A 16,704-nucleotide genomic window follows, 5' to 3' on the forward strand; every position below is an offset into this window, starting at 1 on the left:
TTGCCGGCGACCACGCCGACATCTTCCGTGACCGAACCGGTGGAAACGCCGCCGATCACCGGCACGTCATTGGTGCCGTGGATGGTGACGGTGACTGTCGTGGTAGCCGTCGCCCCGGCGGTATCCTTCACCGTATAGGAGAACGTATCCGTCAGCGTGTCACTGAACGTGCGCAGCGCTTCTACCGCGCCCTGGCTGTTGTTCACCGTGTAGGTATAGGAGCCGTCGGTATTGAGATGCAGGGTGCCGTGCGCACCGACCACGTCGGTGCCGGCGCCAGAACTCAACGAGGCACTGGTGGTCCCCGCCGTAACGCCCGCGACCGTCTTGGTGTCGCCAGCATCGACATCGGTGTCGTTGGTCAGCACGTTGCCGGTCGGATTCGTTCCCGCCGTACCGTTGCCTACACCGCCCGCCTCGGTCGCCGAGGCCACGTCGGCCACCGCAACCGGCGCATCGTCGGCCCCATGGATCGTCACCGCCAGCGTCGTGGTAGCCGTCGCCCCCGTGGTATCCTTCACCGTATAGGAGAACGTATCCGTCAGCGTGTCACTAAATGTGCGCAGCGCTTCTACCGCGCCCTGGCCGTTGTTCACGGTGTAGGTATAGGAGCCGTCGGCACTGAGATGCAGGGTGCCATGCGCACCAACCACATCGGTGCCGGCGCCAGAACTCAACGAGGCGTTGGTGGTACCCGCCGCAACGCCAGCAACTGTCTTGGAAGCAGCGCTGAAATCGAAATCGTTCGTTAGGACGTTGCCGGTCGGATTGACGCCAGCAGTGCCGTTATTAACCCCGCCCGCTTCTGTCGCCGATGCTGTGTCGGCAGTGGCTGCGATAGTAAGATTGCCCGAGGCGTCACGTACTTCAACTTTCTCGATCGCCGAAACCTGCAGATTGAGCGTCTTGAAGGTATAAATCGTACCGTCCGCCTGGCCGGTTTGCGCACTGATGTGCGCAGGAACCCAAATATTCTTATAATACGAGATCTCGGCCTGAATATCTGCGTCAGTTAACTGCGCGGCGCTCAGCCAGATCTGGAGCGTATCAACGTCCGGCGTCGCGCCCGCCTTGCCGAGCTGTACGGCGCCATTTCCGCCGTCGTAGGAGTCGTAGCCCTGGAACGTTGTACCGGCGACGACCGTAGCCGTGCCAACGATCCCGGGACTCGTCTGATCGGTTCCCGAATAAATAGTCCCGCCGCTGATTTGTTGGGTGGCGGCGGTGAAGCCGGTCGATCCCAAGATGTACTGATTTTCGTAGGCCTTATAGATCAGGGTATCCGACCCTGATCCGCCCAGAACTGTATCGAAGCCGCTGCCCCCATTGAGGGTGTCATCACCAGACCCGCCGTTGAGGCGGTCGTTCCCCGCGCCGCCGGACAATATGTCGTCGCCTGAACCGCCGACGTAATTGTCGCTGCCCGGAGTGCCTGTGAGGGTGGTGGTGCCGCTGGCGCTTGCCATTAGGGATGCTCCAATAATTCTTTTCGTACAATTCGCGCGTAGCTACAGATCCACTATTCGATGGAACGGGATGCTGTGATGGCTTCAAATTCTGTGGGAATGGTTTGACGGGGCGATAGCGAAATGGCGCCTTCGCAAGGCGAGGTGCGCTGGTCGATTGGATCGCAATCAATGATTGTTGGCAGCGCCTCCGACATCAGCGCACCAATCGGTCCCAGCGAGCTCGCAGCCGGCCGATCGATCAGAACCGACGGATACTTGGCCTCGGCGAGCGAGGTCAGCATCGAAAGATTGGCTGATGAAAAAGATGAACAAGCAGAATTTGAAATCCGCTGGAGGCGCGATCCAGCCTCGGACCAGTTGATTGGTGGCTCGGCCATCCGGATGAAACCAACGCGACTCAATACACACTCCTCAAACTCTGCCGACGCAGAGCAGGTGTGATTGCAGCCGAAAATCAATTCACTGAATTACCAACGCTCGTTCAAAAAAAAATTGCGAGCGTCTCGACTGACAAGCAGACAAGCAATGCCTTCTAATTGCTATTTGCTCGTCCGCCTCGCTGTGAAAGATCCCGAACGCACTACCCTGCCCGCCTCGCGTGCGGCCCTGTACCCGCACGCATTACAAATTCTTTTCTTCAAATCTCCTCGGTCTTGGGAAGGCTTTGCCGTCTTGTCCGAAAAATCGCGTGCGGCAAGTATCCCTTAACCTAAACTGCGTGCAACTTGCCGCAAATTTGCGTTAACGTCTAGATGCCGCGAAATTGCTTTGAGTTAACTATGAACGTCGCACATCGACCGTGTTTCCGCGTAATTCTTGGAGAACGAGCCGCGGGGGCCCGTTGTTTTACGGGAGTTTCTTGGAGTGGAACTCATTGCAGATCGACCGCAGGTCCTTTTTCGATTTCAGGCAAGATCGCCACCAAAAAGAAAAGGCCGGAGCGGCTTTGGTGCGATGGCAGCTCGCAAGAATGAAACGCACTCATTATTTTCACTCGAGAGAAAAACTTCGGTCGATAGGGTTGTCAATTCTGATGGAGCGCATTGATGCCAACCCTTTCGAAGCCGCAATTGATCGAACCTAAATCTCCGTGGGGAGCCGCATTCGATCAGATCTATCTGGGGCTGTGCCTGGATCGGGTGTCCATCTTGACGGCTCTTGGATTCTACGTCGAATACGACCTGCCGCCCCCGGAAGAGAATTCAGACGCGATTCCAACGACAGACGAAGCAGGGGAATTACGTCAAATAGCCAGCGCAGTGACGGTTGCAGCGGCGGCGTCCGCCACTATGCCCGCCGGTGTACTCGCCGCTACCCTTCTGAAAGTTTCGAAAAACCCCGATCTCTTCTTCCCCCGCGAGCTTCCAGCGCCCGTCGAGTGGGCAATGGCGTGCGACTATCAGCGCGGCGACGAGCCCCCAGGAACGCATTGGCGGGACGTATGGGGAGACCAACTTGCGGCCTTCCCTGGACAAATCGAACAACCGACTGGCTTGAATATTGCGAAGGCAGCACGCGCTGCCCTCGTTTCGTTGCAGGAAAAGCGCAAAGCGGGTCGGAAGTACAATCGGGCAGATCAGATTCTAGCTGACCAATTGGGCGAGATTATTCGCCGCAGCGGGCAGCCGGTTCGCCGGCGCCGCCAGCCGATTATGCGCCAGGGCAACTTGGTCTATGTGGAAGGCGGTCCGGTCTACGATTTTCTTGAGCTTGTTTTGAAACCGCTGCGCGCATACCTCCGCCAAGAACAACTTGCGCCGGTAACCACCGAGACAATCGTCCGCCTCATCGCCAACGATTTCCCCGCCAGCTAGATCCGCGGCACGCCACCCCGGGTTTTTCCACACCACCCGATTGTTCCCACAACCGGACCCTCGCAGAATCCATTCGGCTCCTGTTCCTCAATACTCAGCACAATTCCGTGCATTCGAGGAGCCGCCATGAGCGACAATAAATCTGCCCGAGACAACGAGAGCTATCCGCTGGATGTCCTGAAGCGTCATCTCGACACCCCGCAATTGCTGCCCCACGAGAACGCGAAGGAATTCATCCAGCTGTTTGACAGCCTCGAGGATTATGGCAAACCCCAGAATTCCCGCGATTACTTGGCAGTGTATCAGGCCACGGTGTTGACCTGGGATGTCCTGCGCTACCAGCACATGAAGATCGGCGTGCTGCGCAGCCACGAGCGGGCGGCGTTGGAGTCCTTGCTCTATAAAATTCAGGTACGCATCACGTCACCGGGCCTGGCTGAGGCGATTGCGAAATCGGACGCACGTAAGCTTGCGGCGCCGTGGTTCAATGACCCCGCGTCCCGACCGGCCATGATGAAAGTGATTGAGAACGCCGGCTTCCCGCCCAACGCCCTGGAGGTCGAAGCCTTCCAACTCGCATTGCCCGCCTTGGCAACCATCGAGCGCCTGATCGTGTCGGCACAGAAGCGTCTGGATAAGTTTCTGGACGATCTGGAGAGAGCCTCCAAAGCCAACGCCCGAGCCCTGCGCTTGGCAGCCGAGAAGGCCATCGCTGTCAAGGCTTCCGGCCAGACGCAGGCATCGATGAAGTAAGCGAAATGGCATCGCAACGGCAGATCGCGGCGAACAGGCGCAACGGCGCGAAAAGTCGTGGCCCGCGCAGTCAGGAAGGCAAAGCGCGTTCGAGGATGAACGCGCTTCGCCATGGCTTGGCCGCGGCTACCATTGCTAGCACCGACGGCGATGCATCGACCGATGACGCCTCCGTTGATGCGATGTGTCAGCGTCTCCGCCAGATCGAGGTGGAACGCGTCAAGGCCCTCGACGAGGTTGATATTTTGTCGAGTTCCCAGGATTTCGATGCGCTGCATACGGCGCTTCGACGCCTCGCGGCGCTAGAACGCTACTCGCAGCGCTCGGATTCAAAATTGAGAAAAAACATCGTTGAGAAGAGGTCCGCCCGCGACAGAGGTGATATCGAAAATTCGGCAGAACGAACCCAAACGAAATCTTCGTGAGAAGGCAGTAGCTTAGAGGATCGGCGTGCCAAGCGCAAAACGAACGATGCGGCGTCATGGGGACTGAGATGACGGACCGTATTGCGCTCTTTATCGACGGTGCAAACTTTCACGGCACGGCCAGAAAACGGCTTGCATCGAATGCTTCAATAACAATTGCCGGAATCCCCTCCGAGCTGTCCACAACTCTCCGGGTTGGATTGCCGCCACTGCGTAACCGCCGGCGGCGGCTTGCTCGCCTCGGCCGGCGCGGCCGGCAGCCGGCTGCGCTCTTCGTCGAGCAGCTGCGCATGCAGCTTCTGGATCTGGATGTTTCGCTCGAGCAGGGAAATGGCTCGTGCTTGAACCTGCTCTGCCAACGCTTTGCGCAGGGCATTCTCCCGGTCGAGCAATTCGGGAAACGGCAACAGCGGCCGGACGAGATCGGTCGCCTTGATCACGCACGACGCCCGCGCCACCGCTTGCGCGATCTGATCCGGAAAGGCGCTCCGGCACTCTGCGAGTGCGCCGCTCAGGTTGACCGTTGCCGGCGCTGCTGTCGTCTCTGTTTCCGGTGCCGTGGTCGTCTCCGTCGCCGGCTCCGTTGCGGTCTCCGTTGCCGGTCCCGCCTCCTTATCGATGGCCCGGCGAGGGGCCCCGCAACAGGTCAGCAGGATACAGAGCGAGAGAACGACCATGCATCTCATGCGCCTTGGCCAATCTTCCCTGGCCCGCCCCTCAATCGGGCGCCCGATTGTTGTGTCGGTCACGGCAAGCCCCCATCGCGAGCCCCACTTGCCTCCTGCTGATACGAACATCACGTCGAGCAAATGGGTCGATCGTGATGGTTCGTTATCGACGAGGGCGCGAGACTTATTGAGGCGCCGCAATCAACACCCGCCGCGTATCCACGCCCGCCATCAACAACAAGCTGTCTGCACAGGCCGGGGACGCCAAGCCGTCCTCTCCCCTCCGGCGCAACTGGCATCGGCGAAAACCTGTATCTGCAAAAAAGTGGTATCTCGAAATATCGCGCCGCCGCCAAACGGCGCCGGTACGCTGGGCGAAGTTTAGATGTAGTCTTGTTGGGGACGCAACCCTGTGCGCAACGGCTCGTCAGCACCGCTGCGGTGCACCGTTGCCTGGTGTCCACGGCGGCGCTCGCCCGCCCGCGGCCCATTGTTCTGATGGTCCACGGATATCTGAACGGCCGACGCCATCAAAGCGCCATAGCAGGCAATTCTGTTGCTGACTGAACGCACGTGGACGTCGCGGACGAAGGCCAGCGTCATTGTTCAACAGCGACCGATTCATCTGCACGCGAGGGGACCGCGCCGCTTCAACCGCTATCTTTATCAAAGAGCGCACGATCCGCGTGGTGACCGTGGTACTCGTATTTCCACTTTTTCCCGGCCTAATCGTTGTTCTAAGATCAACTTATTAACCCAGGCGCCCCGCGACGCGCTCGAGGAATTTGTCAAAACCAAAGCGTAGAGCGACTGATCCGGGCGTCATGGGGATTTGGGATGACCGATCGCATTGCACTGTTTATCGACGGCGCGAATCTGCACACCACGGTCAAGAACCTCGGCTTCGAAGTCGACTTCCGGCGATTGCTCGCGGAGTTCGAAAAGCATGGGCAAATCGTCCGCGCCTATTTCTACACCGTCGTGCGGGAGGACGACGAGTTCAGCAGCCTTCGGCCGCTGGTGGATTGGCTCGACTACAACGGATATGCGGTCAGGAAAAAGCCAGCCAAAACGCACGATGACGGCGAAGGACGGCGCCGAATGAAGCGCAGCATCGGTATCGAGCTCGCGGTCGACGCATTGGAAATCGCACACCGCATCGACCACGTGTTCCTGTTCTCCGGCGACGGTGACTTGCGGGCGGTTGTCGAGGCCGTCAGGCGGATGGGCGTCCGTGTCACGGTCGTTTCCAGCATTCGAACGAAACCTCCCATGATCGCCGACGAGCTTCGCAGAGAAGCTGACGCCTTCCTCGAACTCGACAATCTCAGAGCATCGATCGAGCGTCCACCGCATCCGATTGCGCCGGAGTGAAGTCGCGGGCGGGACGCAGCTGGGCCGACAGCGTCCGTACATCACCGAGTTGCGCAAGCCGGGCGGAGACATCAGTATGACTCCGACCAACGCAACTGCAGGGGGGAATCAATGTGGAGGTCGGTCGGCTGTCTGTTGTTGTTCCTGGCGACGACAAGCGCAGCAATAGCTGAACCTTCAAGGTTCGCCTGCGACACGCCGCGGGGCAAACGGGCTGAGGTTGGCCCCTCAGGCAAAGGCGGTGACGTTCAGTGGATCGATGACGATCTGGATACGGTCCGGCCCGCTGTCGTGATCGATGGCCAAACCTTCTCGGTCACGTGGGGAACTTCGGTTGCGGTGGAAGGCAAGGGAACCAAGCTCACGACCTATGTCTTTGCGGCCGCCCAACGTACGGCTGCGTCGATCGTTGCGACCCGCGTGGACGAGTCCACAGCCGAGATCTTCCGGTTCTATTTTGCAAGCAAGTCACTCTACAAGCTGACGAGCCGCCTGGGCGGTCCCTTGTCAGACCCCAAGGCCCCGCCCTTCGTCGCAACCTACCTGGCGACGTGTCACGAGCAGTAGCCAATGGCTGGCCGGCCGTTAGGGTGGATTTAACTGAGCTTTCGGTTCCGGTTCTCCGGTGTTGCTCCTCGGTACCAGCCCGAATCCCCACGCAACAACTGCCAGAATATTGAATTTTAATCGAAATCTTAAGAGTCGTGCTCGCCCGCGCCCGACGAGCGGCCCCCACTTAGAGCGGTTGTGTGGCTGAAATGTCATAGGTTAAGGAACCGTCCTTTGTTACGGTTTTGGGAGATTCTACGTAAGATTATTGTGAGTAGGGGCGGGGATTATGAAATCGGCATACACGGTCATCGCGTGCCTTTGCCTGGCGGCAACGCCAGCATGTGCCGAGGTTTTTTCAATTAACGACGCATTGCGCCAGGCGATGCAGACCAACCCGGGCGTGGGCGAAGCTTCCGCAAATCGGCGGGCGACCGAAAGCGAGCTGAGGCAAACCCAGAGCACGCTGCTGCCGCAGGTGCGCATCGACGCCAGCTACGGTCCAGAAAAGTTCGATCAATCGCCGGGCTTCATCAGCCCGAACATTCAATCGGCACCGACTGTGGGTGCAGGACCGTGGCGCAATGGCAGCCAGGAATCGGTGGTGGTGCGCCAGTTGCTCTGGGACGGCTTCTCGTCGATCTATGACGTCTGGCGCCAGACCGCACGCGTCAACGCCGCGGCCTCCCGCGTCAAGGAAAGAACCGAGTTGCTGGCCCTCGACGCTGCCGAAGGCTACATCGACGTCGTGCGCTACATGCGGCTGGTGAGCCTCGCCCAGCAAAACGTCGCGAATCACGAGAAGATCTTCTCAAACGTGAACTCTCGCTTCTCGGGTGGCCGGGCCGGCGAAGGCGACCTGGAGCAGGCGCGCGAACGCGTCGAGGCCGCCCGCGCGGCACTCGCCGAATTCCAGCGCAGCCTCGATGACGCCAGGGCGAAGTACCGCAAGACGGTTGGCCTCGAGCCGATCAATGTTCGTTTCCCCGCCCCGCTCGGCGGATTGCCGAACAGCCGCGACGAAGCGCTGGCAACCACCCTGCGGTTCAATTCGACGATTGCGGCGGCACAGTCCGACGCCGACGCCGCCAAGCATGCGTTCAAGGCTACCGACGGCACGTTCGGCCCGAAGTTCTATCTCGAGGGACGGGCAACCCACTACGACAATTCCTACCCTTACGTGGCGGCTGCCGGAACTCCCGCCATTACGCATGAGGACTACAGTGGCAAGGTGGTGATGTCGTGGGACATCTTCCGCGGCGGCCAGGATGCCTGGAATAGGTCTGAGAAGGCCGAGCGCTTTACCGAAGCCACAATGCGACATGCCCGCTTGCAGCGCGACGCCTATGAGTCGATCGACAAGGCGTGGAATGCCCGTACGATTACGGCCACGCGCATTGCAGCACTGACACGCCAGCTGGAAGCGGACAGGAAGACCATCGCGGCCTTCCAGAAGGAATACGAGCTCGGTCAGCGCTCCCTGATCGATCTGCTGAACGCGCAGAACCAGTTCTTCAACGCGTCGGTCTCGCTGACCTCCGCCCGCGGCGTCGTCGTTTTCGCCGACTATCAGCTGCTGGCGGCGATGGGGACCCTGATCGAGTATCTGAAGGCTCCTCCGCCGGTCGATGCTGCCCCCACGGACATGCTCTCGATTGGCCTGCCCCGGTACTCTTTCCCGACGCTTCGGGTGAACCTGCCGCAAACCGGGTCCGAGCCGCTGCACGTCGCCGTTCCGGCCCCCGCCGCCGCAGTTCGCCCAGCCAAGGGCTATGCGGCAGCTCAGCCCAAGGATGTCGGTTTTGCCGACCGCTTCACCGGCGCAACGACGACTGCTGCCGTGCCGGGCTCCTCGGAATGGATGCAGCAGCAGAAGGGCGCTGCGGACGGCCCGAACGTCATTTACGCAGACCCGTCCGTCACGGCGAACGCCAGCTCCTACGCATCGACCAAGCCGCACTGGCTGCTGTCGGCCTTCCCGAGTTCCGCTCAGTAGCAGCCGGCAATCAAGGTCAGGTGAGGACTTCCGAAAGGGCCCCAAACGGGGCCCTTTCGATTCCGTATTAATACTTAAAGCAAGTTTCGCTGATTTTGTTCGCCATTTGTTGTAGTCTGCGCGAAATCTTCGAATGCGATTGCTGCATTTCCATTTTGGTTGTCGAGGTTTCAGTTGTTATTTCGGACCCCCAGCATGGCGGCTAACACCGGCCGCCCCTCGCCGGACGATTCAACTTCAAAGCTTGCCGCGACAAGTCGGCCGCGCGCACTGGGCGACGATCCCCTCACCGCATCGTTGACTTATCTCGCCGCTCATCACGGCCGTGCGGTAAGCCGCGAAGCTCTCCTCGGCGGACTTCCGATCACGGACGGCCGCTTGTCCGTTTCGCTCTACGACCGCGCGGCAAGACGTGCGGGTCTGGAGACCGAGGCCGTCAAGCGCGACATTTCGGACATTCCTGCGCTGGTCTTGCCGGCCGTCCTCATCATGAAGGACGGCTCTGCGCTCATCCTGCTGGGTGCGGACCCAGCGAACAAGATGATCAGGATCGTTGATCCGGCGACGCCGAATGCCCCGCGCGTCGCCGACATCGCCTCGATCGCTACGGATTACACCGGCTACGCGTTCCTGGTGAGAAGCGCCGCGCAAGCCGACGCGCGCGCCGTCGCCGCGGGAGACATCCCCAAGAACCACTGGTTCTGGTCGGTGGTGAAGACGCACTGGCGCAGTTACGGACACATCGCGATCGCCGCCTTTCTGACCAACATCCTCGCGCTGGCGACGCCGCTGTTTACGATGAGCGTCTATGACCGCGTGATCCCCAACGGCGCGATCCCCTCCCTGATCGCCCTCTCGATCGGCATGGGGCTCGGCATCCTCTTCGATTTCATCTTCCGCATGGTCCGCAGCCGCATGATCGACCTGACCGGCAAGACCATCGACGTCGTGCTCGCCGCCAACATCTTCGAGCATGTGATGGCAGTGAAGATGGCGCAGCGGCCGACCTCCGTGGGCATCGTCGCCAATCAGCTCCGGGACTTTGACTCGGTGCGCGAATTCTTCACCTCCGGAAGCGTGGTTTCGGCGACGGACCTGCTGTTTGCCATCCTGTTTGTCGGGGTGCTGTTCATCATAGCCGGACCGTTGGCCTGGATCCCGCTGATCATGCTCCCTCTCGTCATGCTGATCGGCTTCCTGCTGCAGCGCCCGCTCGATCGCGCAATGAGGCGTCTGCAGGCCGAATCCGCCGCCCGGCACGGCGTGCTCGTCGAGTCCCTGTCGAGTCTGGAAACCGTCCGCGCGACCGGCGCCGAGGCCCGCATGCAGACCTTGTGGGAGCGCTCGGTCGCGGCGACCGCCCGATCGGGCGAGGATGTCCACTTCTGGTCGTCGCTGTCGCTGACGAGCGCGAGCATGGCCCAGCAGATCACGAGCCTGCTCCTCGTCATCGTCGGCATTTTCCTGATCCTCGACGGCAAGCTCAGCGTCGGCGCGCTGGTCGCTGCAAATATGCTCGCCGGCCGCGTCCTTGCGCCGATCGCCGGGATCGCCTCCGTGATCACCAAGGGAACGCAGACGTTATCGGCCCTCAAGGCAATCGACCGCATCATGTCGATGGAACGGGAGCGATCGCCGACCCGATCTTATGTCGCAAGACGGATCGAAGACGGCAAGGTCGCCTTCGAGAACGTCTCGTTCGCCTACCCCAGCGCGCCGGGCAACGCTCTCGAAAAGGTCAGCTTCAAGATCGAGGGCGGAGAAAAAGTCGGTATCATCGGCCGGGTGGGGTCCGGCAAGACCACGGTCGGCAGGCTGCTGCTCGGATTTTACGAGCCGAAGGAAGGCCGTATCCTGGTCGACGGCGTGGACTCGCGCCAATACGATCCTTCGGACCTGCGCGCCGGCATCGGCTTTGCGATGCAGGATACCGACCTGTTCTTCGGCAAGCTGCGGGACAACATCGCACTCGGCAAGCCGGAAGCGACCGACGAGGAAATTCTGCTTGCTGCGCGGCTCTCCGGCGTCGAGAGCTTCATCGCCGGCCATCCGATGGGCTATGACATGCCCATCTCTGAAGGCGGCCGCAGCCTGTCGGGCGGCCAGAAGCAGGCCATCGGGCTCGCGCGCGTCTTGATCCGCAAGCCTCGCGTGCTGTTTCTCGATGAGCCAACCGCGCACTTCGATATCCGCAGCGAGCAGGAATTCCTTGAACGTCTCAAGGAGCTCCGTGACGAGCGCATGACCGTCATCATTTCGACCCATCGTTTGTCATTGCTGAACATGGTCGATCGCTTGCTGCTGTTTGACAATGGCCGCCTGGTTGCCGACGGCCCGCGCGACAAGGTGCTCGCGCTGCTCCAGGGCAAGCCCGCGTCGACCCCGCCGTCGCCTGAAAATACGATTCAGCCGAAATCTGCATAGCGAGCGAATATTATGGCGTCTTCAGATTTTGCATTTGCAAATGATATCCGGTCCGCAGCGCTGCTCCGCACGCCCCGCACCTCTCGCATGCTGTTGTGGACGTCCTGTGCGCTGCTTACGACGTTTCTGGTCTGGGCTCATTTCGCCGTGCTGGATGAGGTCAAGCGCGGCAGCGGCCGCGTCGTGCCGTCGCGGCAAATGCAGGTGGTGCAATCGCTCGAGGGCGGCATCGTCGGCGATATCCTGGTGCGGGAAGGCGACATCGTTCAGCAGGGCCAGTCCCTGATGCGCATTGAGGATACGAAATTTGCCTCCGAGTTCGGCGAAATCCGCGAACGCCGCGCGGCGATGGCGGCGCGGGTGGCCCGCCTCGAGGCCGAGGCGCGCGGACGAAGCGAGATCACCTTTCCGGATGAGGTCGACAAGGTGGTTCCTGCCGCCGTCGCGACCGAGGCCAGCGTGTTCAAGATGCGCGGCCAGAAGGTCGCACAGGACATCGATGTCCTCAATCAGCAGGTCACTCGCCTCACTGGCTCCCTCAAGCTGCTGGAGCGTGAGCAGACCCTGACGCGCAGGCTGTATGACCAGAAGGTCGTACCAGAGATCGAGATGCTGCGGCTTGACCGGCAGGCAACCGACATGAAGGGACAGCTGGCCGAGGCACAATCGAAGATCACGAACATCACCGCGTCCTTCCGTTCGCAGGCCGACGAGGATCTGGCCAAATCGCGTGGCGATCTCGCCGTCCTCGACGAGAACATCAAGTCCGCCCAGGACCGGGTGCGCCGCACGGACCTGAAGGCGCCGGTCCACGGCATCGTCAACAAGCTGAACGTCAGCACCATTGGCGCCGTCGTGGCGCCGGGCGCCAACCTCATGGATATCGTGCCTCTGGACGATACGCTGCTGGTGGAAGGCCGGATTCGTCCGCAGGACATCGCCTTTATCCGTCCCGACCAGGACGCGGTGGTGAAGATCAGCGCCTATGATTCCTCGGTCTACGGATCGCTGAAGGGTAAGGTCGAACGCATCAGCGCCGACACCATCGTCGACGACAAGGCGGAGAAGACCGAACGTCCGGAGACCTTCTATCGGGTGATGGTACGCACCGATAAGAACCATCTCGGCTCCGAGCAGCATCCGTTGCCGATCATTCCGGGGATGGTGACCACGGTGGAAGTCCTGACCGGCGAGAAGTCCGTGCTGGACTACATCGCGAAGCCCGCCCGCCTGCTGCGTGACGAAGCGCTGCGCGAACGCTGATCGGGACCAAGGATAGCGTGGTTAACTGATCATGACCTCCGGTCGTTCAACTTCGAACGAACCGGCAAACCGTGGATTGACCGCCTTCTCGACAATCCCGATACCGGCCCCCTCCACTTAACTCCGCTTAAGCGGCCAAGGCGCCAGTCTGCGTCCCGATAACAGCGGGGACGCAGATCGACGCACAGACGTTGACGGTCCCCGACATTGGGGACGTCATATGAAGTCGCTGAAGATTGCTTCGTCGGCAGTCATGGCCATGGCTGCATTTTCAATAAGTCTTTGCGTAGCGCCATCCGCGTTTGCCGCGGACGAGCTTTCTCTCGGCAATCCCGCCGGCGAGCTCGCGCCGGCCTCGGGTGCCGCATCGAACCGCCCGCCTGCCACCTTCTTCACCATCGCCGACGTGCTGGCCAGGCTCGACCGGCAGCGCGGCCGTGGACCGAACGCCATTCGCACCGCCTCGCTCACGCCGCCGAATACGGCGACCGACGCGTTGCCCGCGGCGAAGCCCCTGCCGCCCGTGGGCGCCGAGCCGTTCGGCCTGTTCACCTTCCGCGCGCCGGAAAACGGCCTGTGGCGCAAATGGCGGGGCCTCGAATCCGATCTCGCAAGGGAGCAGACCGTCCTGGCACATTGCCGGGAGAACGCCGCCGGCTGCCCGCCCAATGCCGCGCAATTCCTGCGCCTGATCAACGCGGTCAAATCCAGATCCGGACGCGACCGGCTCGATGAAGCCAACCGCGCCGTCAACCAGGCGATCCGCTATGTGAGCGACTTCGCCCAGCACGGCGAGGCCGACCGCTGGACTGCTCCGCTCGCCACCTTCGCAACCGGCAAGGGCGATTGCGAGGACTACGCGATCGCGAAATACATCGCGCTCGGCGAAGCCGGCTTCCCGCGCGAGGAGCTACGCCTGGTGCTCGGCCGCGATCGCGCCATCCGCCAGGATCATGCCGTGCTGGCGGCGCGGCTGGATGGCCATTGGCTGATACTGGACAGCCGCCGCTCCGAGCTGATTGACGACGGCGACCTCGACAACTTCACGCCGATGTTTGCGATCAGCGAGCACGGCGTCCAGCTGTTTGCGGCCCCCTACGCCAAGCGGCTTCCGTTGGGCGACGAGCTCGACGCGGCACCGGCGGCGGCCAATGCGGCGGATGCCGAATGGACCGGCGTGGAGCAGCTTGAGCTTGAGGCAGCAAGCCCGCTCGCGGGCTTCCTGCCCGTGCTCATGTAACGGCACGTGGGCAAAAATAAACCCCATCGAAAATTCGACGGGGTTTGGGAACCTTGTCAGGACCGATCAGTAGACGTGAACGTTTGCCGCGGCCGGCACGCCGGTGCTGACGTGAGCGAGGTCCACCTTGTCGGTGCCGGTACCGTTGGCCGAATACCACAATTCATGGGTCGTGTTATTGAACACGAACTCCTTGCCCGTACCGCCATTCCACACTGAGGCGCTGGTCTCGTCGCCGACATGGAAGTTGGCCGCAGCGACCGTGGAGGCCTGGCCGATCGACAGGTTATCGCCGAGGTTGACGAAGATCTGGTCGGACAGCGCGTTGAAGTTGTTGATGGTGTCGTGTCCGCCACCGTTCAACTGCAGGACGAAGGTGTCGTTGCCGGCACCGCCGTTCAGGATGTCGTTGCCGGCACCACCGTCGAGGTAGTTGCCGCCGGCGGCGAGCCCGGTCAGGGTATCGTTGCCGCTGCCGCCGAGAATACCCTCGATCCCGCTGTAGGTATCACCCTGGGCCGTACCACCAGTACCGGTACCGGTCACCAGGTTGACCATTACACCGGCGGTATCGTCCCGGTAGTCGACGATATCCACGCCGCCGCCACCAACAATGGTATCGACGTGCGAGCTGGTCGCGATGACGTCGGCGGTTGCGCCGCCCGTCAGCGTGAAGTTGCCGCTGGAATCGCTGGCCACGATGTGAATACCCAGCGTGGACAACGTCGTATGATCGCCATCGCCATCCGTCGCCACGATCCCGAACGACAGGTTCTGGTCGGACGGCAGAACCGTCTGCGACACGTCCGCCGCCGTCAAGCGAATGGATTCGCCAGGCGTGCTGCCCGTGACCTGAAGGGAATTGAACGAGATCGTCGGGTCGATCAACAGATGCCCCGTCGCATCCACCGACGCCGTTCCGGATTGCGTCGTGCCATGGACCGTGTCGGTCGCAGTCCAGGTTACCGAATCCCCGACGTTGCCGGAATTGACGCTGAAGTTCACGGAATCCACGAACTGTGGGTTCGAACCAGGCGAGTTATCGACCCCTATTCCCGTTCCTGGAACGTGAAACTTCATATTGAATGTTTCGCCAAAGTTCAGGAAGTTATTCCCTACACCAAAGCCCACTGTTGAGGAATTGACGAAACCTGCCGAGAAGAATTCGATGCTGCCATCGGCAAGTTCGGCCCACGTAACGTGTCCGCTGGTCAGGCCGAGGAGTGAATCGGTGACCGTCGTCGACGCCTGCGGATGAAGCAGGTCGAACGTGTAGGTGCCATCCTCGAACACCTTCAGATCGAACACCTGCGTCGCGCCGGCCGACCCGATCAGCTCCGTGCCGATCGCGTGACCACTGGCATCGGTCAACGAGACCGTCGAGTAGGTGATGCCCGCAATGCTCGGACCGGTGAGCGTGAAACCGCCGAACCCGTCGGCGCCGAAGTTGACGGCGAAGGTGCCGTTCACCGAGCCGATGTCGTTCGGCAGCGTCCCGTTGACGAATGCGCCGAGCGTCGGGCCGTCGTCGAGGAAGCTGATGTGGGTGCTGATGTCGGCGGAGACCGACGTGTGATCACCGTCGGAGTCGGTTATCGTGACGGTCGCGCCAATCTTGCCAGCCGCCAGCGAAACAGCGTCGTTGGGGTTGGTGGCGTCGGGCTGGTGGAGCGAGAGGTATTCCGCCACATAGAGCTGACCGGTCGCCGGATCGATGGCGATCGCAAACGCCACCTTGCCCGTCAGGCTGGGATTGGTGGCATCGACGCCGGCTGTGCCGATGATCCGGCCGCTGCCGTCCAGCGACAGCGTGATGGCTGTGCCATCCGTCAAGGTCAGACCAGACGCAGAACTGAGCACGGTCAGGGCGTAGGTCGTCGTTCCCGCACCATCCGCGCCGTAGCTGCCCCCGGTCAAGGTCAGGATGCTGCTGGCACCCGTGGAGGCAAAGCTGAGCGCACCGTTGTCCAGCACCGCGGCCGATACATCGGTATCAGTGCCCGCGTTCGCGACGGTCGCAAACAGCCCGGCAACCGTATTCGCCACGCCATTGAACGTAATCGCGGCGCTGCCAAGGACGTCGGTTGCGCCACCGATTGTCTGAACGCCAGGCGTCTCATCGACGCCCACCGTCGCGGCACTCACCGTCAGCGTCGGTGCCTTCGGACCGTCGTCACCGAACTCGATCTGGTGGCCGACATCGACCGAAGCCGAGGCCGTGACCGTCTTGTCGCCCTCGCTGTCGGTGGTGAACGCGCTCGCCTTCAGGTCGATCAGGTTCGCAGCCAGCTGCTTGATGTCGTTGATGTAGGAGCCGCTGTAAGTGTCGGTCTGCGTATGGTCGATCGATTCGAGCTGCGTCAGCGTCACGATGCCGGTGGTCAGACCGACGCCCAGCGTGAACACCGTGTTGCCGGCATTGATCCCGCCCTGTATCGCCGACGTCGAGCCGGTGACCACACCGGTCACGCTGTCGAGATACAGGAAGATGGTGCTGCCGGCATGGGTCAGCCCGCTGGCGCTGCCATTGGCCACGCCGGCGTGCAGGCCGAGCGTGTAGTTGATCGTGGTCGCGCCGGCGCCATCGGCGCCGTACAGGTTGGTATTGCCGATCGTGAACGCACCCGAGAAGTTCTCGGTCGCGATCGTCGCCGATGCATTGGTGTCGTGGATATCCTGGGTGCCGGTGAAGTTGCCGCCGGCAAGGCCGCCGTCGAACGTCAGCAGCA

At 61.4% G+C, this 16,704-nt stretch carries 13 protein-coding genes; 9 read left to right on the forward strand and 4 right to left on the reverse strand.

The window, feature by feature from the left end:
• Together ABIB78_RS37930 and ABIB78_RS37935 are read right to left on the reverse strand one after the other, a co-directional pair.
• Positions 1–1,466: VCBS domain-containing protein (locus ABIB78_RS37930; RefSeq protein ID WP_429034165.1), on the reverse strand; the 1,466-nt coding region annotated here is incomplete at its 3' end.
• Between the two features lie 53 nt (positions 1,467–1,519).
• Positions 1,520–1,870: a hypothetical protein gene (locus ABIB78_RS37935; protein WP_429034166.1), complete on the reverse strand. Its 351-nt coding sequence runs from the start codon at positions 1,868–1,870 to the stop codon at positions 1,520–1,522.
• A 645-nt stretch (positions 1,871–2,515) separates the two neighbouring features.
• Here ABIB78_RS37935 and ABIB78_RS37940 point away from each other — a divergent pair.
• From ABIB78_RS37940 to ABIB78_RS37950, 3 genes are all read left to right on the forward strand, one after another.
• Positions 2,516–3,283, forward strand: a complete 768-nt coding sequence (locus ABIB78_RS37940) for a hypothetical protein (protein ID WP_429034167.1) — start codon at positions 2,516–2,518, stop codon at positions 3,281–3,283.
• A gap of 126 nt (positions 3,284–3,409) precedes the next feature.
• The gene (locus ABIB78_RS37945; RefSeq protein ID WP_429034168.1) at positions 3,410–4,036 is read left to right on the forward strand and encodes a hypothetical protein; all 627 of its coding nucleotides are present in this window, start codon (positions 3,410–3,412) and stop codon (positions 4,034–4,036) included.
• A 5-nt stretch (positions 4,037–4,041) separates the two neighbouring features.
• On the forward strand, positions 4,042–4,461 hold the full coding sequence (locus tag ABIB78_RS37950) for a hypothetical protein (protein WP_429034169.1): 420 nt from the start codon (positions 4,042–4,044) through the stop codon (positions 4,459–4,461).
• A gap of 146 nt (positions 4,462–4,607) precedes the next feature.
• On the opposite strand, the gene ABIB78_RS37955 is transcribed toward ABIB78_RS37950, so the two are convergent.
• Entirely contained in the window at positions 4,608–5,138 is a 531-nt protein-coding gene (locus ABIB78_RS37955) for a hypothetical protein (protein ID WP_429034170.1), read from the reverse strand.
• A gap of 828 nt (positions 5,139–5,966) precedes the next feature.
• Between ABIB78_RS37955 and ABIB78_RS37960 the strand changes: the two genes are divergently transcribed.
• The 6 genes from ABIB78_RS37960 (at position 5,967) to ABIB78_RS37985 (ending at position 13,975) form a co-directional block, all read left to right on the forward strand.
• Positions 5,967–6,503 carry an NYN domain-containing protein gene (locus tag ABIB78_RS37960; RefSeq protein ID WP_429034171.1) on the forward strand — a complete coding sequence of 179 codons (537 nt, stop codon included), beginning with the start codon at positions 5,967–5,969 and terminating at the stop codon, positions 6,501–6,503.
• Between the two features lie 111 nt (positions 6,504–6,614).
• Positions 6,615–7,070: a hypothetical protein gene (locus tag ABIB78_RS37965; protein WP_429034172.1), complete on the forward strand. Its 456-nt coding sequence runs from the start codon at positions 6,615–6,617 to the stop codon at positions 7,068–7,070.
• A 271-nt stretch (positions 7,071–7,341) separates the two neighbouring features.
• On the forward strand, positions 7,342–9,048 hold the full coding sequence (locus tag ABIB78_RS37970; protein WP_429034173.1) for a TolC family outer membrane protein: 1,707 nt from the start codon (positions 7,342–7,344) through the stop codon (positions 9,046–9,048).
• A gap of 195 nt (positions 9,049–9,243) precedes the next feature.
• Positions 9,244–11,472, forward strand: a complete 2,229-nt coding sequence (locus ABIB78_RS37975; RefSeq protein WP_429034174.1) for a type I secretion system permease/ATPase — start codon at positions 9,244–9,246, stop codon at positions 11,470–11,472.
• Between the two features lie 12 nt (positions 11,473–11,484).
• Positions 11,485–12,735 (forward strand): HlyD family type I secretion periplasmic adaptor subunit, encoded by a 1,251-nt coding sequence (locus tag ABIB78_RS37980; protein ID WP_429034175.1) that lies wholly within the window; start codon positions 11,485–11,487, stop codon positions 12,733–12,735.
• 259 nt (positions 12,736–12,994) lie between these two features.
• Positions 12,995–13,975 carry a transglutaminase-like cysteine peptidase gene (locus tag ABIB78_RS37985; RefSeq protein WP_429034176.1) on the forward strand — a complete coding sequence of 327 codons (981 nt, stop codon included), beginning with the start codon at positions 12,995–12,997 and terminating at the stop codon, positions 13,973–13,975.
• A 66-nt stretch (positions 13,976–14,041) separates the two neighbouring features.
• Here ABIB78_RS37985 and ABIB78_RS37990 read toward each other — a convergent pair.
• On the reverse strand, positions 14,042–16,704 hold a 2,663-nt coding region (locus tag ABIB78_RS37990; protein WP_429034177.1), incomplete at its 5' end, for a DUF5801 repeats-in-toxin domain-containing protein.

Source organism: Bradyrhizobium sp. I1.14.4 (genome assembly GCF_050435825.1).
GTDB lineage: Bacteria > Pseudomonadota > Alphaproteobacteria > Rhizobiales > Xanthobacteraceae > Bradyrhizobium.